Raw genomic sequence first — 19,321 nt, 5'->3', positions numbered from 1 at the left:
AATTCAAAGTATTTAGTTTTCCGCCTTCTTGTAAACGATTATGCTCCAAGCTGTTGTCTTGACATTATCCTTGGGATTCAGCCGCTTCACGGTAAGCACATGATCGCCCTGCTCCAAATCATAATTCCAGTAGATATCATTAGACCTGCTGTGATTAGAAGCTGGCAAATGAACAGTCTTCATCTTCTTTCCGTCGATGTAGACATCTAGCAATCCGACATAAGCTTTATCATCCGCCTCTAGTTTTCCACGAAGTACGACTCCGCAACCCGTGAACTTTACTTCGCCCAATGAGTCAAGCGGTTTGTTCTTTAAGCCCACTTTCCCAACCAGCGCAAGTCCCTCAAACGATTGCTCAAAGCGCACCGTCTTGGGAGTTTGTGTCTTTATAGACACAGCCTTGGGAGTAACCTTCCCGCTATTCTTGGCTATTACCTTCAGCGCTTGGTTGTAACTCATCTGGTAAGCCTTGCTCAAAGAAATATCGGTATAGGCGAAAGGTCGCTCCTCTACTTCCTTTAGGGGCTTCATCCAATACTCAGGTATTTGGCTATAGCCCATCATAGTTCCCAAGATACCTCCCACCGTAGAGGGATTGCAGTCAGAGTCTTGCCCACAGCGAGTCGAGATTTCCAGACTCTTAGAGTAGTCGCCTTCACCATAGAGCAATCCCATCACACAATAAGCGCTATTGATTTTGGCGTCAATATTAAAGTCGCTCATCACGCCATCAGGGCATCCAATCTCCTTGCCGTACTTGTCCTGTACCAATTGCCAGGTCTTTTTCCAGTCTGTAGGATTCTGTTTGTACCACTTAATGACGTCGGCAATACACTGATAGAAGGTAGATTGTGCAGGAATCGTCTTCAAAGCTTCATTCACAATGTAGTTTACATCCTTTGAAACAAAGGCCAACGAGAACATGGCAGCCACATATACTCCTCCATACCATCCATCACCATAGCTCATGATGTGGCCAATCTGATCGGTATAGCTTACTGCCGTATTGATCATACCTGGACTCATCAAGCCCGCATAGTCAGCTTCTATCTGGAAATCGATATCGTCTGCATGGGGATTGTGCTTCCAATAGCCAGACTGAGGGGGCATTAGCTTGTCTACCAGAATGTTGTATCGCGCGCTTTGATTTGCATGCCACAATGGATAACCGGCATGGGCAAAAGCATTGGCAAAGTCATTGATGGGAGCATCCAGCCCTTTCTTCTCAAAGATGTCAACGAAAGTAAGATCCATATATACATCATCATACAATCCAGGAGAATGATCATAATACCACTTGATTTGATGGTCTGGCCATTTGATTTCCACATCATCAGGAATCATCCGATCCTTATACTTAAACTCCGTGGGGCCTCCATAGGTGCAACCTATCACTTTTCCAGCCCATCCTCCCTTAATTTTATCCAGTAAGGTTGCCTTGGAAATGGTTACACTTTTACCAAAGCCGGCCGAAGCGAGAAGTAAGGCCATGCTTAGAAGTATTGGAAACTTTAAGTTTTTCATTCTTTTTTATTTGAATTATTTTAGGTGATTGATTTACTTCAGGTTATTATCTTGCGGCCACAATCATTCCAAGGCCTACGATAAAAAATACAAACATGAGAGTTAGCAATGCATAGACCGACTTGTTGCTGCCTTTGAACTCTTTCCAGATAAAGAGTCCCCAGAAAGCAGAAATCATCGGAGCGCCCTGCCCTAAAGCATAGGAGATTGAGGCACCTGCCTTACCTGATGCCACATAGCTCAATACAGTACCGAGTCCCCAGACAAAACCACCAAGCACGCCAACAAGATGTGTGGACATCTTTCCTTTGAAATAAGTGTCATAGCTTACGGGATCTCCCGCAAAAGGCTTCTTCATAACGATGGTATTAAACACAAAATTGCTCATGAAGATGCCCAAGGCAAAGATGAAGAAAACGACATAGGGAGTAGCCTTACCTGCTGCCGGAGACTCAAAGTTGTCAAGATCCATAGCACGGGCTACGAAAGCGTAGAAGGTGGACATCAAGATTCCAGAGACAACAGCGAGGATAACGCCTTTCTTGTTATTTGCCCTATTGGTATCGTCAGAACCTTTCTTGCCCGACGCAATACCGTTTAGGATAAGGGCTATCACGATGAGAGCTACCCCACAGAAGATAAGCACGGGATTACCCTGATTATCAGATCCGGAAAAGAAATAGGTATTGAATACGCCCAACACCAGTGCCAGCCCCACACCCAATGGAAAAGCAACGGCAAGACCTGCCAATGATATTGATGCCGATAGCAAGATGTTGGAAAGATTGAATACGATACCTCCTATGATAGCAGACCCGAAAGCAGCAGGTGCAACCTGCTTAATATTCTCAAGAAAAGGAACACCCTTCTCGCCAAAGCTGCCCAATGTGAAGCCTATCAGCAACGAGAAGACCAGGATACCAATCACATAGTCCCAATAAAAAAGTTCATAACGCCATGTCTTTCCTGCCAGCTTCTGCGTATTACCCCAAGAACCCCAACAAAGCATCGTAACCACGCAAAGCACAATGGCCAGCGTATAACTGTTTACTATAAACATATCAATTCATTTTTTGGTTATTATCACTTATACATTCACTTCATTCAGATATGGCATAGACATCTGGGCACCACGACGGGTAACAGAGATAGAAGATGCCTTATTGGCAAAAAGGATGGCTTCCTCTAAGTTATTTCCTTTGCAGAGCGATACACAAAGAGCTCCGCAAAATGTATCGCCGGCCGCCGTAGTGTCCACAGCCTTGACCTTAAAGGCTGGAACTTTTACCAGCTTACCATTGATGCGGGCATAGACACCCTTACACCCCACGGTAATGATAACATTCTTTACACCCAGTTTCTGAATCTCATCCATTGCCTTTGCAACATCTTCGTCAGTCTGGATATTAACACCCGAAATAGATTCTGCCTCTGTCTCATTTGGAATGAGCAAGTCTACATTCCTCAACAACGCCTCTGGAAGAGGACCTGTCGGAGCCGGAGCCGGATTCAGGATTACGCAGGCTCCGTGCTTTTTCCCAAGCTCGGCAGCCTTGATAACGGTATCAATCGGAGTTTCCAACTGCATAAGCATAACAGCAGCTTCGGCAAAAAGAGGCTCGGCCGCCATCACATCGTCTGGCGACAAGAGCCCATTAGTTCCCGAATCTATGATAATACTATTCTCCCCACTTGGAATCGTACAGATCAGAGCTACTCCGGAAGAGGCCTGATCAGAGACAGATGAATATGAGACATCGATACCTTCTTTTCTCAGCATCTCCATTATGGAATGTCCAAAACTATCATCTCCTAACTTACATATGAACGCTGTATCTCCTCCGAGGCGTGCAGCGGCCACTGCCTGATTCGCACCTTTTCCTCCATGATTCGTCATAAAGTCATACCCAATCAGAGTTTCACCGGGTTTAGGAAAGTGCCCCGCCGATATGACCATATCCGTATTGGCACTCCCTATAACCAAAATTTTGTTTTTCTCGTTCATTATCATGGTACAAATGGTTAAATATTTCTGCTCAATCGATTGTGCGAAGATAAAGAATAAGCATGAAAACTCCAAAATATTTCTTAATTTTTTGGCATAAAGTCGTTTTTTTTATATCTTTGGGCCGTAAATCGAATCCCCTGAAACCATGAAGAAAGAAACCTTAGAAGATATCGTAAGAATCACGGGCTTTTCAAAAACTACTATTTCGCGAGTGCTGAACGGCAAAGGAGAAGAGTTCAGAATCAGTCTCGACACCATAGAGAAAGTCTTGCATGCTGCCCGGGAAATCAATTACAGACCTAATCTTCTTGCACAAACATTGCGCAAGAAATCCGGCAACACCATCGCTCTTGCTGTTCCTCACTTGAGTAACCCGTTCTTCGCGAGCATTGCTAGCAACATCTCTATAGAAGCAAAAAAGAATGATTTTATGGTGATGCTCTTCGACACTCAGGAAGATCCCCAGCTCGAAAGTAACGCCATTGACGCCATGGTCGACTACCATGTAGACGGAATCATCATCGTTCCTTGTGGCGAAAGCCCGAAGCGACTCGAGGAAATCAGCAAGAATACTCCCGTCATCCTTGTCGACCGTTACTTCCGCAACTCATTCCTACCTTATATTTCCACCAACAATCTCGAAGGTGCCTATCAGGCAATGAAGCTACTCCTCACAAGCGGACATAAGGAAATACTCGTCATCGGGGGGCCTACCGTATCCGTTACCACGCAGGAAAGAATCATGGGATGCCGCAAGGCCATGGACGACTTCGGAGAAGGGGCCCGCATGCAGGTGCTCGGCAATGAGTTCTCCATCCAAAACGGATATATAGAAACCAAGCTTTCCCTACAGAGAGACACGCCGCCGACAGCCATCTTCACGCTCAGCAACACCATTTTTCTCGGCACCTACAAAGCCCTCGAAGAACAGGGATTGAGCATCCCCGACGATGTTTCCGTCATTACCTTTGACAACAACCTTGCCCTCGACTTCATGAAGCCAGCCATCACGCGTGTTGCGCAACCTATCCAAAGCATGGGCATTGCGGCCATCAAGCTGCTCATTACCTGTATTCGCGAGCACCGGGTACTCCACTCCAAGATGCTCATGACACCGACGCTTACTGTCCGGGATTCCGTAAAGATCAGAAGATGACATAAGCGTCTGAAAGGATCATGGCCCTCTCCTTAAAAAATTAAGAGATTATTTGCATGCTTGGAAAAATATGATTATTTTCGCAACAAAAAATGAAAAGTAATCTGACAAAAAACATGAAATATCTCTTTTCATGCTGTTTTTTGTGTCTTCTGGCAACCTCCCTTCCTGCCCAAAACCAAGACGGGAAAACCCGCCAATGGGCTATTCAGGCAGGATTTGGCGGCATAACACTCTCCGACGACTCTCCCAACGGGCAGGATTTCTATCTGAATGAAGACCAGGGCAACACCTTCCATCTCACGGCCGACTACTTCCTGACCCGTCGACTGGCCCTCACGGGTGGAATCTACTGGGAGCAAGACGGAATAATGACCGATGCCTCAGACGGCATCGGGATGAAGAAAGTCAACATGGCAGGTATATTAGCCGGCGCAAAATTCTATTTCTTCCCCACCAAATGGGTAGTTCAGCCTTATGTGGGAGCCTCGCTCATGACCAATTTCCTGAACTTAGGAAACAAGAAAGGATCAGAAACCCACATAGCAAAACAGGCTTATCCCGGGGTTTATTTCCAGATGGACTACGAGGTGCAGTGCCCCGCGCTGACGGCCGCTCCTAAGCTCGGTGTCGACATCCGCCTGTTCAGTTCCGTCTCGTTATGCCTTGACGGCGACCTCCGGTTCGGCTTGTGGGGACATAACCGCTACATCGTGAGATACATAGACGGACCAATGGCCGGACGAGTGAGCCATCATGTCAACAATAACATCCGCACGGCTTTCAATATCGGACTGAAAGTAGACTTCCCCATCAAGAGGATTTCAGAGAGTACGCGCAATAATCTCATGATCTTTCTCTACTCACTGTTTGCGTCCGGAAACTGACATCGAGAACATCTGTTCCGCATTTCCAGGAGGCATCAGTCCTTTTCATACAGATCCATTTTCCTCAAATCCTGATAAGTAGTCTGAATATCTTGCCTGTCGATGTCGAAAGAACGATCTACCATGCGTGGCTTGTCGTTCAGCGAATGCGAGAAAAGCCAGTCATAGGTCTTCTGAAGATAGAACACTCGGGCAAGATATCCATGCGACCCTCCTTGCACCCAGTCATAACGCAGAAGCTTGTCGGCGGCCTTATCCTGAAGGGCCTTGACCACCCGTTTGCTCTGTTCCACGGATACCGCACGGTCGGCGGTGCCGTGCATGATCCAGAGAGGCAGCCTGCCAAGCCCCTGCATATCCTCCAGACTGCATCCCCCACAGAGAGCCATGGCGGCTGCTATCTTCTCGGGATAGGTGCCCGCGAAGTCGAGCGTGCCGTATCCGCCCAGACTCATGCCAAGCACATAGACGCGCGAGCGATCCACCTCGTAGTGTTCCTCCATCCATTCCAGGATGTCGTTAAGCTTCTTGGGGCTCCATGCTCCTCCCGGATTCTGCGGCGCTACGACAAAAGTGGGGATGACACGACCCTTCTCTATGGCATCAAGCGTACCGTATCGGCGCACCCGGTCAAGGTTATTCCCACAAAGGCTTGCCCCATGAAGGAAGACGACGAGTGGCAACGGATGCCGGTCGACCTCATATTCGTCGGGCGTGAAGAGCAAGAAATTGTAGCCTCCTGAGATAACCCCGCGCTTCGCCTCAATCTTTCCCTTGGTCTGTGCGCCCACAGGAAATGCGAGCCACAGCAACAACATCATATAAAATAGGATTCGCTTCATGTTTCTGATGATTTTTAATATTCGGCAGACTTGCTACCTACCTGCGCCTTCTCATTGAGAAAAGAGTCGTGTCCATGCCGCGGGTCATGATACATGCAAAGATAAAGGAAAGGTGCCAAAACGCCAAAATAATTCTCTGCCCGGTACAAAAATCAACTTTTTTTATAATATTTTTCCATTCTATGCAAGATTTTCTTCATCTTTGCATTTAATAAATAAAATAATGATAGATATTCATTCATCAATTTAAAAACAAGAAAAATGAAAAAATTAAAATTCTTTTCAGTAATGTTATGCTGTATGGCAGCCATGTTTCTGACCTCCTGTAACACGGACGACAATGGATACACGCTCACCAAGGAAGAAATTGCTGCCTGCCTAAATGCCGTAAAAGGCAACTATACCGGCAAGCTGATCTATCCCAGCCAAAACCCGAACAACTCCAACGACAAAACCGATTCCCTCGACATCCAGTGGAGTGCCGACATGGACACCACGATAACCGTGAAGCAGTTCCCCGCAAGCCTGTTGGCCAAATTCGTGGAAGACAACACGCTCAAGACCGCCTTGGAGAGCGCGGAGAACAAAGAACTCAAGTGCAACCTCTATTTCACCCGTGTCTCGCCGGTGGTATTCCTCGCCAACACCGCTCCCATAGAGCTGTCCCTCAACTATGGCGGAGCAGCACACCAAGTACAGGTTCTGTTCTATATAAACAGTGCCGCTTCTGTTGGAATCTATGATGCTTCGAAAAAAGAGCTCCAGATCCAGCTTCTGATTGGAAACATCTCCGTGGACAAAGGGCAGACTAATTACCTAAAGAACCCCACGCCTCTCGTTTTCAGCGGAACCAAATGATTATGTAACTTTTTTCTGATAATAGCGACACCGGCATCCAAGTGATTGGCTGCAAGTGTAAAAAGCAAGATAGAAAACCTGTCTGGACAAAATGTTAATATGATAAAAACCACAGCATTTCAGGATTAGGTTTTCTATCTTTGCAGTCAGAAAACAGAACGGGAACTTACAAGTTACTGTCCGCTGGTATAGGATGAAGATAGCAGGAAACAATATCGAACTACAAATCATACGGTTATTCAACCGGGGAGACTCCTCGGCCATGGATGAGTTGTACGACCGCTATGCCGACTATCTGACGGGCGTATGCACACGATACATCACCGCTGACGACGATCTGAAAGATGTGCTTCAGGAAAGTTTCATCAAGATATTCATGGGCATAGGCAGTTTCAGCTATCGCGGCAAAGGCTCGCTGAAAGCCTGGATGTCGAGAATCGTGGTCAACGAGTCGCTCCTCTTCCTCCGCAAAAAACGCCTGCGGGCCCCTGAGAAACTCCTGGCCGACCCACCCGACATACCCGAGGAGGAACCCGATACCGACCACATGGACAGCACCGACCTCGCGCGGTTCATCCGCCAACTGCCGGCAGGTTACCGCGAGATATTCAATCTCTTCGCCATCGAAGGCCTCAGCCACAAGGAGATAGCCTCCAAGCTTGGCATCAAGCCCGATTCCTCGGCCTCACAATTCCATCGGGCGAAAAACTTGCTCGCACGAATGATCAAAGAACAACGAACCTCAGCAGACGCGCTATGAAACAAGACTGGATGAAACAAATGCGCAACCAGATGGGCGACTACCAGCGCAAGGCGCCCGAAGGCCTGCTCGACGACATCAAAAAGGAGATGCGTCGGCGAGGCTTCAATCCTGTGCCTGCAAAGAAACCGAACGCCCGCACCGTGCCGTTATGGGCATGGCGCGCTGCCGGTATTGCCGCCTTGCTTGCCGTGATCCTGCTCATAGGAACGAAGTTGGCCGACACCCCCGACACTTCCCGCGTCGCCTGGAAACAACAGAATCCACAGGAAGCCGGACGGGAACTGGCAGGAAGCGAGAATGGAGATAACCTTTCGAATGACAAAATCGGCGAATTCGTCAGACAAAATCGGCGAATTCGTCAGACAAAATCGGCGAATTCGTCAGACGAAAAGCCGTCTTCCCTATTCAACAAGATAGCCGCCGTTCTCCGACACGGCAACGAAAACTCCAAGACCCTATTGCTTGCCAAGGCCGGAGAGACCAAGACCGAGCCTGAAAACCATGAGACCGCGCTCCCCGACGAAACCTCCAAAACACTCAAGGAGACCCCTACCGCCGATCATCAGGAGCAAGAAAAAGAGAAAGCGCGGCCTAAGACTCACCATCCCGCACAAAGCTCGCCGCAGGACAATCGCAAGGCTCTGTCGCCCCAGCGGCAGGCATACCATACCGCCGGCGGCCGTAATGCGGAAATACGACTGGGAATCTATTACGCCGGAACGGGCGCCGGAACCAGTTCGGCGAGCGCCCCTTCATTCCGTGGCGTACAGTATGATGCCCCCCTCCGCGACATCTCGATGATGGCCACCAACTTTCGTGAGGAGAAGAGCCACCATCACCTGCCCGTGAAGATAGGTTTCCAGATTCATTATGGCATCAGCCAGCGATGGAGCGTCCAGACGGGCGTATCCTATACTTACCTTTCTTCCGACTTCTATCGCTACACGCCTCCGAGGGAAGAATCCATGCACCGCCAGATGCACTTCATCGGAATTCCCATAAGCGCGAGCTACACCGTTTACCGCGCCAAGCGGCTCAATATGTATCTCACGGCAGGGGTCGAGGCACAGAAAATGGTGAGCGGGAAGGCGGAAGTGAAAGCTCCCATGCAGGGCAAGGCTGTCGAAACAACCACCGAGAAGGTAAAGATGAATCGCCTGCAGATGTCGGCCAATGCCGCGGCAGGGATTGAATATAACCTGACCAATCACCTCAGTATCTATGCGGAGCCGGGTGCAAGCTATTACTTCAAGAACGGAAGCGACCTGGAAACCTACTACACCGACAAACCGCTGAAGTTCAACCTCAATGTGGGACTGCGCCTCAACATCAACGAGTGAAGCCTCCCACTTGCCCGCTCGCAAAAATCGGACCTTGGATCCATTTCTGGAGAATAAACCCTATTTCACATTTTTATCACCTTATTTATTTTGCGATAACGCCAAAAAATGCTATTTTTGCAAAAAGAATCGTGTTATGGCAAAACCCAAAAACTGGTCGGACGAATACTGGCTCTTGCTCATGCAACTTTATTTAAAGAAGCCCGTAGGTGTGAAAGCGCTCTATTCACGCCCTCTGATTGACCTCGCGCTCGAACTTCACATACAGCCGGAGTTCCTTTACAAGCAGGTATTTCGTCTGCGCAGGCTTGATACGCCACGCATCGAGAAGCTGTGGAACACCTATGCCAAGAGCCCCAAGAAACTTTCCCGCGGCGTGAAGCTCCTGCGCCAGATGCACGGCTTCGGACTGGCATCCAACTTCTACGACGGCGTGGAGATACAGGAGTCGTGGGAAAAAGACTTCAAACCCGTCGAAGAAGGCTCCGATATCACCCCTGCTAAGCTCATCCTGATTCTCGACCAGTACTTCCGCCTCACGCCCATCACCATGGTTCCCGAGACTCCCGAAATTGAAGAACTCGCCAAACTCATCAAAGTGCCCGGACGAAAAATATGCGATATCATGGAAATCTATCAGATTTACGACCCTTATCTGAATCGATCCGACATGATGATAAGCCCGCTGCTCGCTCCCTGCAAGGAGATATGGCAGCGCTATGGCAACCACAATCCCGAGAAGCTGTCGGCCTTTGCGGCCCAACTCAAGGAATATTTCAAGAAATAAATGCCACAAAGACTCATACAGGAACAAACCCAGAAGCTTGCTCAACAGCAGCGCCTGACCCAGCAGCAAATGCTCTTCGTGAAGATGGTGGAGATGCCCCTCAACGAACTGGAGGAAAGCGTGCTCACCGAACTGGACGATAATCCGGCCCTTGAGGTCGGCGACAAGGAGCCGATCGACGACACCCCTTCCTCGGAAGGAGACCCCGCTGCCGACACGGAAGAGGCTTTCATGGAAAAGACCGAACGCGAAGAGCGCGAGGAGGCCTTGGATTCCGCCCTCGAAGGACTGGGCAGCGACGACGAGCTTCCTCCTGTTTCGAGTGGGCATCAGATGCAAGACAACGCCGACTATGAAGAAATCGTCTATGGCGATACTACCTCCTTCTACGACAAACTCAAGGAACAGATGGGGATGGAGGACCTTACGGAGACACAGAGAGATATTATGGAATACCTGATAGGTTCTCTCGACGACGATGGCATCCTGCGAAAATCACTCGATGCCATCACTGACGAACTTGCCATCTACCATAGCATCGATGTGCCAGAACAGGAAATTGAACGGCTGCTGAAGGTATTACAGGGCTTCGACCCTGCCGGAATCGGTGCCCGGTCGCTGCAGGAATGCCTGCTTCTGCAAATAGCCCGGAAGCCGGAAGGGCGCCTGAAGGAACTCATGCGAGAAGTCATCGACAACCACTACGACGCGTTTCTCAAGAAGCATTGGGACAAGATTCAGAGTGAAATGAACCTCACCGACCTTCAAAAGGAAACGCTCCGCAACGAAATTCTCAAACTAAATCCGAAGCCGGGAGCGTCGCTTGGCGAGACCGAAGGCCGCAACTTGCAGCAGATAACACCCGATTTCATCGTCGAAACAGATGAAGACGAGAATTCGATCAGCTTTTCTCTCAACCACGGCAATATTCCCGAACTCACGGTTTCTCCATCATTCACCGACATGGTGCACACCTATCGCAATAACAAGCAGGGCATGAACCGGCAAGAGAAGGAAGCCCTGCTCTACGCCAAGGAGAAAGTGGACAAGGCCCAGGGCTTCATCGATGCCATCAAGCAACGACGACACACGCTTTACCTGACCATGAAGGCCATCATAGAATACCAGCGCACCTTCTTTCTCGATGGAGATGAAGCCGACCTCAAACCCATGATCCTGAAAGACATTGCTGATAAGACGGGCCTCGATATATCAACCGTGTCGCGTGTGGCGAACGCCAAATACGCACAAACCAAGTGGGGCACCTTCCCCCTCAAGTTCTTCTTCAGCGACGGCTATGTAGCCGCCGACGGCGAGGAAGCGTCCACCCGAAAGCTCCGTCTCACGCTGAAGGAAATCGTGGAAAAGGAAGACAAGGGCCGTCCTCTGAGCGACGATGCCCTGGCTGAGATGATGAAAGACAAGGGATTCCCCATTGCCCGTCGCACGATTGCCAAATACCGGCAGCAACTGGGAATACCCGTAGCCCGGTTAAGAAGAGTATGAAAGAGAAGAATATCATATTGACAGCAAGAGTGTTGAGCATGGTGTTTACGCCGTTCTACCTCCCTTTAGTGGGGCTCATGGCGTTGTTCATCTTCAGTTATATGAGCCTGCTTCCATGGCAATACAAGCTCATGGTGCTGGGCCTGGTATATATCTTCACCATTCTGCTTCCCTCCATCTTTATCCACCTTTACCGTCGCTATCAGGGATGGGACCTGATCGAGCTGGGAACAAGGGAGCGCCGCATGGTACCCTATGTCATTTCCATACTCTGCTACTTTGGTTGTTACTATCTGATGACCATGCTCCACATCCCGAGCTTTATGGCCCGGATACTGCTTGCGGCACTCTTGATACAGATCCTGTGTGCCGTCATCAATGTATGGTGGAAGATTTCCACCCACTCGGCAGCCATCGGAGGAGTCGCGGGAGCCATCGTGGCTTTCTCTTTTCTTTTCTCCTTCAACCCCAACTGGTGGCTCTGCGTGGTACTCATCATCGCCGGCATGGTGGGCTCCAGCCGCATTATCCTCCGCCAGCATAGCCTTGCACAGGTTCTCACGGGGTTTCTCGTGGGGCTCGTCTTGGGGTTTTTCACGATTATTTAAACCATCAAATATGAAACCGTTAGTTAGTATTATCATGGGCAGCACCAGCGACTTGCCCGTCATGGAGAAAGCCTGCAAGTGGCTCAACGACAACCAGATACCCTTTGAGGTCAACGCCCTGTCGGCCCATCGCACACCACACGCCGTAGAAGCGTTTGCCAAAGGCGCCAAGGGACGCGGCATCAAGGTCATCATTGCGGCAGCCGGAATGGCCGCCGCATTGCCCGGCGTCATCGCCGCAAGCACTTCCCTGCCCGTCATCGGCGTACCCATCAAAGGCATGCTCGATGGCCTCGATGCCATGCTCAGCATCATTCAGATGCCCCCGGGCATACCTGTCGCCACCGTGGGAGTGAACGCCGCACAGAACGCGGCCATCCTCGCGGCCGAGATGATAGCGCTTGGCGATGACGAAGTGGCCGGGAAAGTGGAAGCCTGGAAGGCGGGTCTGGGGGCGAAAATAGAGAAAGCCAATGAAGACTTGGCCGCTATTCATGACTACGAATATAAGTGTAACTAAAGCGTCCTCTCCTTGGGAGAGGATAGGGGAGAAGCTATGATCGATTTGTTTAATTACCAACGCCGTAAGTCCTCGATAGTCCATGTCGGAGCACTCGACATGGGCGGAGAGAACCCCATCCGCATCCAGTCGATGACAACAACGGATACCAACGACACACAGGCTTGCATAGATCAGGCAGAACGCATCATCAAGGCTGGCGGAGAGCTGGTGAGGCTCACCACGCAAGGCCGCCGCGAGGCCGAGAACATGAAGAACATCCGGGACGGACTCCGCCTTAAGGGCTATAAAACGCCGCTCGTGGCCGATGTACACTTCAATCCCAATGTGGCGGACATCGCCGCCCGGCATATAGAAAAGGTGCGCGTCAACCCCGGCAACTATGTAGACCCGGCGCGGAAGTTCATCAAGATAGACTATACCGACGAGGAATATGCCGCCGAATTGCGGAAGATAGAGGAGCGGTTCGTGCCCTTTCTCGACATCTGCAAGGCCCATCACACCGCCATTCGCATCGGCGTGAACCACGGCTCGCTGTCAGACAGGATACGCAACCGCTACGGCGACACGCCCGAGGGCATCGTGGAGAGCTGCATGGAGTTCCTGCGCATCTGCGAGAAAGAGGACTTCCACGATGTGGTCATCAGCATCAAGTCGTCGAACACCATGGTAATGGTGCGCTCGGTGCGCCTTCTCGTCGAAGAGATGGAGAAGGAAAACATGTGCTATCCGCTGCATCTCGGCGTTACGGAAGCCGGCGAGGGCGAGGACGGCCGCATCAAGAGTGCCGTGGGGATAGGGGCCTTGCTGGCCGACGGCATCGGCGACACGGTGCGTGTATCGCTCTCGGAGGAACCCGAGGAGGAGATTCCCGTGGCCCGTCATCTCGTCAATCACTTCAACCGCAGGGCGCACCATGTGCTGATTCCCGGGACGCCGAGCGAGGCTTTCTGTTGGACTTGCCCCACGAGGAGGCCGACGGCAGCCGTCGGAAACATAGGCGGCGAGCATGTTCCCGTCGTCATCTCGTCCATTCGTAAACCGTTTGAGGAACCCTTCGCGACAACCTCCAAGTCCGACTATCTTTATCTGGGAGGACAACTCCCGTCCCATTGGGATGCCGACAAACAGTACATTCTCGACTTCAATGTCTATGTCGAGCACCGAGAGGAACTGAAGGACAGGGCCGTCTACCCCATTTTCCCCATAAACGCCATGCCGTTTGTAGGCATGGTCAAGGCCGAGAGAAAGTTTCTCGTCCTGCAGTTCGGTACCCCCGCAGAGGAGTATATCTCATGTCTGGAGGCGAATCCCGAAGTCGTGGTGGTCTGCATGAGCAATCATGCCAACCGTACGGGAGAGCAGCGGGCATTGGTCCACGAGATGATGAACGCCGGCTTGAAAAACCCCGTCATCTTCTCGGAAATGTACCAGACTGACAACAAGAGCGACTTTCTGCTTGACGCCGCGGCTGACTTGGGGGCGTTGCTGACAGACGGGCTGGCCGACGGAATATGGCTGATGAACGACGGAAAGCTATGCCCCGAGACCATCGAGGAGACCGCCTTCGGCATCCTTCAGGCAGCCCGCTTGCGCACTTCCAAGACCGAATACATCTCCTGCCCGGGATGCGGGCGCACACTCTACGACCTCCGCGAGACCATCGCAAAGATCAAGGCTGCCACCAGCGATATGAAGGGACTCAAGATCGGCATCATGGGCTGTATCGTAAACGGCCCGGGAGAGATGGCCGACGCAGACTACGGATATGTGGGCGCGGGCCCCGGAAGGGTGTCGCTCTACCGCAAACAGGTATGCGTAGAGCACAACATCCCCGAGGAAGAGGCTGTGGAACATCTATTGGCGTTGATTCGGAAAGAGAAAGAAAGCCTACGGACCTGAAAGAGAAATAGGTGGCTTCGGCGTGCCGCCATGACGATGCGGGAAAGCGGGAGAACGGGGGAAGGCGCTTGTCGAAACGACTCTTGCCCGGATATTGAACCGGCGGGGCATTACGAGCGCGCTCGTGGAGACAAGCTCCGTGGCCCGGCTGGATGACGACCTGAAGTGCGTGCGTGCGCTCCGAGTAGAGGGATGATTGGCTTCAGGTGTTTCCACTGACCACCCGGAAGCTGGCCGCCCACCGCTGGCCGTCCGCTCGACAGCCGTCATAAGGCTGACGAAATCGGCGAAATTGAAGCACAAAATCGGCGATTTCGTCCGACAATCTCGCCGATTTTGTCAAGCTGCCAACGGCCTTTTCTGTGGCAACTAATCAACGAAAATGAAGAAATATCGAAGTTGGTGTAAACTGACTGATAATGAGCAGGAAACGAAATAATTTGCATAGAAGTGCTCTTTTCAAAAAGAGTTATAATATGCAGATTTAGGCAGAAGTTCAGTTACCAGAGCGTTACCCGATTTTACCATAGGTAACAATGGAGTAATATTCGGTAACTGAATTATTTTCTCTCGTGTGGCTGTTGCTGCGGTCGGCAGTTTTCTGCATAAGAGAGAAACGCTTTGAAATTGGTAATTTTGCCACAACACATCGAAGCGTATGAAAACAGAGAAAATGAAGGTGTTGCTCTACCTTAAAAAGAGCGGTCTTGACAAGTCTGGAAAAGCCCCGATTATGGGACGCATTACCATTGGGCGTTCCATTGCGCAGTTCAGCTGTAAACTCTCCTGCAACCCCGACTTGTGGAATCCACGAGAGAGCAGAATGGATGGCAAGAGTCGTGAGGCGGTGGAGATAAACGGTAAATTGGAAAATCTGCTGTTGTCTGTTCAGTCAGCTTATCAATCTCTGCTATCCAAAGGTTGCCCATTTGATGCAGCCGATGTGAAAGAGCTGTTCCAAGGGAGCGTACAGACACGGTGCATGCTCATCGAAAGGCTGGATATGCTTATCAAGGAGAAGGAAAGCCATGTTGGTATAGACATCAAGGAAGGAGCCATACACGGCTATCACTCTACCCGAATTCATTTGCAGAAGTTTATTCAACGGAAGTACAAGGTAGCAGACTTGGCTTTCTCACAGCTCACAGAGAACTTTATCTATGAGTTTGGGCAGTATTTCTTAGGTGAGTGCGGTTTTCAAGAAAGCACATTCTATAATGCAGCCACGCACTTGAAGACGGTATGCAGATTGGCTTACCGTGAGGGATTGGTTGATGTTCTTCTATTTGACAAAGCCAAAATCAGCAAGGGCGATAAGAGACTGCCCAAAGCATTGGACAGGGAAGCATTGGACAAGTTAAAAGTACTCCGCTTTGAGGAATTGGAGGAGGAAATGGAAACGGCAAGGGATATTTTCCTCTTTGCCTGTTATACAGGTGCTGCATATTGCGATTTGATGGAACTGAACAAGTCCCATCTTGTGCGTGATGATGAGGGTTGCCTTTGGCTGAAGTTCAACCGTCAGAAGACAGGTGTGCCTTGTCGTGTCAAACTGCTGCCCGAAGCCATAAGGCTGATGGAGAAGCTCCACAGCGATGAAAGGGAAACATTGCTCCCTTTCATGGGATATGCCACTTACCAATCTTATTTGAAAGCCCTGCGGCTTCGTGCTGGCATCTCGTTTCCTTTTACCACACATACGGCAAGGCACACATTTGCCACGCTCATCACGCTTGAACAGGGTGTGCCTATTGAAACGGTAAGCAAGATGCTGGGGCATTCCAACGTGAGCATGACCGAGCGTTATGCAAAGGTAACACCGCGGAAACTCTTTGAGGAATTTGACCGTTTCCTTTCTTTCACTGAAGATATGCAGTTGGCTATCTGACCATTTCTTTCATTCAACATTGTTTTATCGTTAAATAAAACATGAACAATTCAATCAAGACCATTATGAGAAGTACATTCAAGATACTGTTCTATATTAACAGACAGAAAACAAAGGCAGACGGCAATACCGCCATTCTCTGCCGTATCACCATCGACGGAAAGAACACAGCCATTACCACAGGCGAAGAGTGCCATCCTGTCGAGTGGAACACCAAGCAGGGTTTGACAACCAACAAGAAGACAAACCAAAGAATCAAAGAATTCAGGGATTTGGTGGAAAAGACCTATCGGGACATTCTTGTAAAGGATGGAGTGGTAAGTGTGGAGCTTATCAAGAACCGCTTACAGGGTATTGCCACCAATCCGACCACGCTCCTTGCCATGAGCTGGGCGGAACTCCAAACAGTCAAGGAAAGTGTTGGCAGATCAAGGGCAGAGGGAACTTACCTGAATTTGTTTTATTCTGACAGAAATCTCCGTGAATTTGTAGAAAACAAAGGAGTACAAGACATATCCATCGGAACAATTACAGAGGACTTGTTCGAGGAATACCGTTTCTTTCTCAAAAAGCGTGGACTGAAAGCATCCACCATCAACAGCAACCTCTGCTGGCTGAGCCGACTGATGTTCCGTGCGGTCAGCAAGAGGATTATCCGCTGCAATCCGTTTGAGAATACCAAGTATGAGAAAGAGGAAAAGAAGATACGCTTTCTGCAAAAGAGCGATGTGATGAAACTTATGGCAATGAAGATGAACGACAAGGAAGCGGAGCTGGCAAGACTGATGTTTGTCTTTTCATGCTTCACAGGCTTGGCTATCTCAGACATGGAGAATTTAGAAAACAAGCATATCCAAACGACAGCGGACGAACAGATGTATATAAGAAAGGAACGTCAGAAGACCAAGGTTGAGTTCATCGTGCCGTTACATCCCATAGCGGAAGCCATCATCAGTCATTGCCAGAAAGAGCAGGAAAGAAGTGAAGAATATCTGCTGGTGAAAGAAAAAGGGGATCACCTTGTCTTTCACCGTGATTGCAGCCGCAGTGTCATGGATGCCAAACTGAGTATTGTGGGAAAGGCTTGCGGTATCTGCCAAAGACTTTCCTTCCACATGGCAAGACATACATTCGGCACGATGAGCCTAAGCGCAGGTATTCCCATTGAGAGCATAGCCAAGATGATGGGGCATGCCTCCATATCAAGCACTCAAGTTTATGCGCAGGTGACGGACAAAAAGATATCAGAGGATATGGACAGACTCATCGCCAAACATCAGGAAAAGAACAAAGAGGATGATAAGGTAACGGTAAAGGAAACTATTACCATAGGTACAATGGCTATTGCCAACACAGGCAGAAACAAAAGCATGGAGGAAACGGCATGAATACGGAAGATGGAATAAAGACCAAGGCTGCAATCCGTCTGGACACGGGGCGCAGCTACTTCGAGTGGGGAAATGGTATGCAGGTTATCCGCAGGGGAAAAGGCGAAGTAGCCATGACCGAGGGCGAGCTTGCAAGGTTCTTCGGAGTTACATGGAGAAAAGTCAATGGCAGACTTCGGACGATAACCGAAGAATCCGTCCTGCATCCAGAAGAAAGGGACGCAGACGAAAGGAAAATAGTCACGGATAAGGAGGTAAGGGGCTACGCACCGCTCTACCCATTACCTACAATTATCGCCCTTTCCTTCTTGCTTGACAGCGTAGAAGCCCACCTGTTCAGAAAGCATGTGTGCAGTGAGTTGATGCATCCAAGGAGTTCTGTCATTCCTATCATCATATATGACAGGGGTGTCAATAGCTGAATATGTACCAATCCTTTTTCTTTCACTGTTATCTTACTACATTACTACAAAACAAGGTAACACAGTGAAAGAGAAGGTATTACGTTGTAGTTGGTAGATGACTATATGTGCAACTACGGTATGACTACATACTACCAATCCATGAACGGAAAGGATATGTTTTTTAGCCGTGGAATGCGGTCAGAGAGGATTGTGAACTTTCGGATATGGCTATGTAGATAAGATTGACAAATACAAGAAGGTTTTTCTTAGCTGTCGTGCATATTCCTTGAAGGCAACAATTCTATTGCCACAAATAGTCGTAATTATGGTTACTAAACATCTCATTTTCCCCTCGCTCAAAATATATTGTCTTAATAATGAAACCTTCCCTTGCTTTGGACATCGAATACGGAAAGAGAGATTGGTCAACAAATCCTATAGAGTTTACATATCTGCCCAGCGGAGTGTCTATGTATTTGTATTCCTGATGAAGCGACAACTTTTCTCTGCTGATTTGCCTGATGGTATCAATTATATGGAAACTTCTGTCATCAACCAAAAATGCTGAAACAGGCTTGCCTATTTTCCATTCAAAATCATAGACAAGTAAGGGTTTGGGAATGAACTTGTCGTAATAAAAAATTTGTTTTCCCTGCTCGTGGAGGTAGAAAACGGCATTTTTCTTGCCATTTACATAAACTTTCCTGTATTCGTCTCCCTTAATGATGGTGTCTTCCCTGACAGTATATAGATAAATCTGATAGAAAAAAGGACGGAAAGGGTCTGTCACTATTTCTTTCCATGAAGTGCCTTCAGGGTAATAGATGTACTCATATTCTTCCCTGTCGTTTCCACACCCGGAGAGACAAAGAAATTCCACGAGTCCCAAAAGCAATTCCAAAATAAGCAACATGACAGAGAGTCCCTTAGTCCTTATCAT

18 protein-coding genes are annotated in these 19,321 nt (G+C 49.3%); 13 read left to right on the top strand and 5 right to left on the bottom strand.

Annotated features, from left to right (window positions below):
* Window positions 1–12 precede the first annotated feature (12 nt).
* From C7120_RS03855 to rbsK, 3 genes are read right to left on the bottom strand one after another with little or no spacing between them, the layout of a single operon-like run.
* Complete coding sequence (locus C7120_RS03855) at window positions 13–1,524, bottom strand: ADP-ribosylglycohydrolase family protein (protein WP_107620417.1); 1,512 nt, start codon at window positions 1,522–1,524, stop codon at window positions 13–15.
* Between the two features lie 46 nt (window positions 1,525–1,570).
* Entirely contained in the window at window positions 1,571–2,584 is a 1,014-nt protein-coding gene (locus C7120_RS03850) for a GRP family sugar transporter (RefSeq protein WP_107620416.1), read from the bottom strand.
* Window positions 2,585–2,611: 27 nt separating this feature from the next.
* The gene (gene rbsK, locus C7120_RS03845) at window positions 2,612–3,529 is read right to left on the bottom strand and encodes a ribokinase (RefSeq protein ID WP_107621376.1); all 918 of its coding nucleotides are present in this window, start codon (window positions 3,527–3,529) and stop codon (window positions 2,612–2,614) included.
* A 148-nt stretch (window positions 3,530–3,677) separates the two neighbouring features.
* Here rbsK and C7120_RS03840 point away from each other — a divergent pair, with 148 nt between their 5' ends.
* Together C7120_RS03840 and C7120_RS03835 are read left to right on the top strand one after the other, a co-directional pair.
* Window positions 3,678–4,688 carry a LacI family DNA-binding transcriptional regulator gene (locus tag C7120_RS03840; protein ID WP_107620415.1) on the top strand — a complete coding sequence of 337 codons (1,011 nt, stop codon included), beginning with the start codon at window positions 3,678–3,680 and terminating at the stop codon, window positions 4,686–4,688.
* A 92-nt stretch (window positions 4,689–4,780) separates the two neighbouring features.
* Window positions 4,781–5,575 carry an outer membrane beta-barrel protein gene (locus C7120_RS03835; RefSeq protein ID WP_233247013.1) on the top strand — a complete coding sequence of 265 codons (795 nt, stop codon included), beginning with the start codon at window positions 4,781–4,783 and terminating at the stop codon, window positions 5,573–5,575.
* A 35-nt stretch (window positions 5,576–5,610) separates the two neighbouring features.
* Here the strand turns inward: C7120_RS03835 and C7120_RS03830 are convergent, their stop codons facing one another.
* The gene (locus tag C7120_RS03830) at window positions 5,611–6,417 is read right to left on the bottom strand and encodes a dienelactone hydrolase family protein (protein WP_107620414.1); all 807 of its coding nucleotides are present in this window, start codon (window positions 6,415–6,417) and stop codon (window positions 5,611–5,613) included.
* Window positions 6,418–6,678: 261 nt separating this feature from the next.
* On the opposite strand from C7120_RS03830, the gene C7120_RS03825 reads away from it, so the two are divergent.
* From C7120_RS03825 to C7120_RS03770, 11 genes are all read left to right on the top strand, one after another.
* Window positions 6,679–7,275, top strand: a complete 597-nt coding sequence (locus C7120_RS03825; protein WP_107620413.1) for a DUF4840 domain-containing protein — start codon at window positions 6,679–6,681, stop codon at window positions 7,273–7,275.
* Window positions 7,276–7,468: 193 nt separating this feature from the next.
* The gene (locus C7120_RS03820) at window positions 7,469–8,035 is read left to right on the top strand and encodes an RNA polymerase sigma factor (protein ID WP_107620412.1); all 567 of its coding nucleotides are present in this window, start codon (window positions 7,469–7,471) and stop codon (window positions 8,033–8,035) included.
* A complete protein-coding gene (locus C7120_RS03815; RefSeq protein WP_107620411.1) occupies window positions 8,032–9,378 on the top strand; it encodes an outer membrane beta-barrel protein in 1,347 nt (448 codons plus the stop codon). Before C7120_RS03820 ends, C7120_RS03815 begins: the two co-directional genes overlap by 4 nt.
* A 136-nt stretch (window positions 9,379–9,514) precedes the next feature.
* On the top strand, window positions 9,515–10,165 hold the full coding sequence (locus C7120_RS03810) for a hypothetical protein (protein ID WP_107620410.1): 651 nt from the start codon (window positions 9,515–9,517) through the stop codon (window positions 10,163–10,165).
* A complete protein-coding gene (gene rpoN, locus C7120_RS03805; protein ID WP_107620409.1) occupies window positions 10,166–11,671 on the top strand; it encodes an RNA polymerase factor sigma-54 in 1,506 nt (501 codons plus the stop codon). It begins immediately after the preceding gene.
* Window positions 11,668–12,279: a phosphatase PAP2 family protein gene (locus tag C7120_RS03800; RefSeq protein ID WP_107620408.1), complete on the top strand. Its 612-nt coding sequence runs from the start codon at window positions 11,668–11,670 to the stop codon at window positions 12,277–12,279. The genes rpoN and C7120_RS03800 overlap by 4 nt, the downstream gene beginning before the upstream one ends.
* A 10-nt stretch (window positions 12,280–12,289) precedes the next feature.
* Window positions 12,290–12,799: a 5-(carboxyamino)imidazole ribonucleotide mutase gene (purE, locus tag C7120_RS03795; protein WP_107620407.1), complete on the top strand. Its 510-nt coding sequence runs from the start codon at window positions 12,290–12,292 to the stop codon at window positions 12,797–12,799.
* Window positions 12,800–12,835: 36 nt separating this feature from the next.
* Window positions 12,836–14,701, top strand: a complete 1,866-nt coding sequence (locus tag C7120_RS03790) for a 4-hydroxy-3-methylbut-2-en-1-yl diphosphate synthase (RefSeq protein WP_107620406.1) — start codon at window positions 12,836–12,838, stop codon at window positions 14,699–14,701.
* A 658-nt stretch (window positions 14,702–15,359) separates the two neighbouring features.
* The gene (locus tag C7120_RS03780) at window positions 15,360–16,589 is read left to right on the top strand and encodes a site-specific integrase (RefSeq protein WP_074452179.1); all 1,230 of its coding nucleotides are present in this window, start codon (window positions 15,360–15,362) and stop codon (window positions 16,587–16,589) included.
* A 65-nt stretch (window positions 16,590–16,654) separates the two neighbouring features.
* Complete coding sequence (locus C7120_RS03775; RefSeq protein ID WP_176729573.1) at window positions 16,655–17,977, top strand: site-specific integrase; 1,323 nt, start codon at window positions 16,655–16,657, stop codon at window positions 17,975–17,977.
* On the top strand, window positions 17,974–18,399 hold the full coding sequence (locus C7120_RS03770) for a hypothetical protein (RefSeq protein WP_004344869.1): 426 nt from the start codon (window positions 17,974–17,976) through the stop codon (window positions 18,397–18,399). Before C7120_RS03775 ends, C7120_RS03770 begins: the two co-directional genes overlap by 4 nt.
* A 283-nt stretch (window positions 18,400–18,682) precedes the next feature.
* Here C7120_RS03770 and C7120_RS03765 read toward each other — a convergent pair whose 3' ends face one another.
* Window positions 18,683–19,321 (bottom strand): hypothetical protein, encoded by a 639-nt coding sequence (locus tag C7120_RS03765; RefSeq protein WP_025078137.1) that lies wholly within the window; start codon window positions 19,319–19,321, stop codon window positions 18,683–18,685.

This window comes from Prevotella sp. oral taxon 376, assembly GCF_003043945.1.
Lineage (GTDB): Bacteria > Bacteroidota > Bacteroidia > Bacteroidales > Bacteroidaceae > Prevotella.
This window is presented reverse-complemented; position numbering and strand designations above follow the sequence as displayed.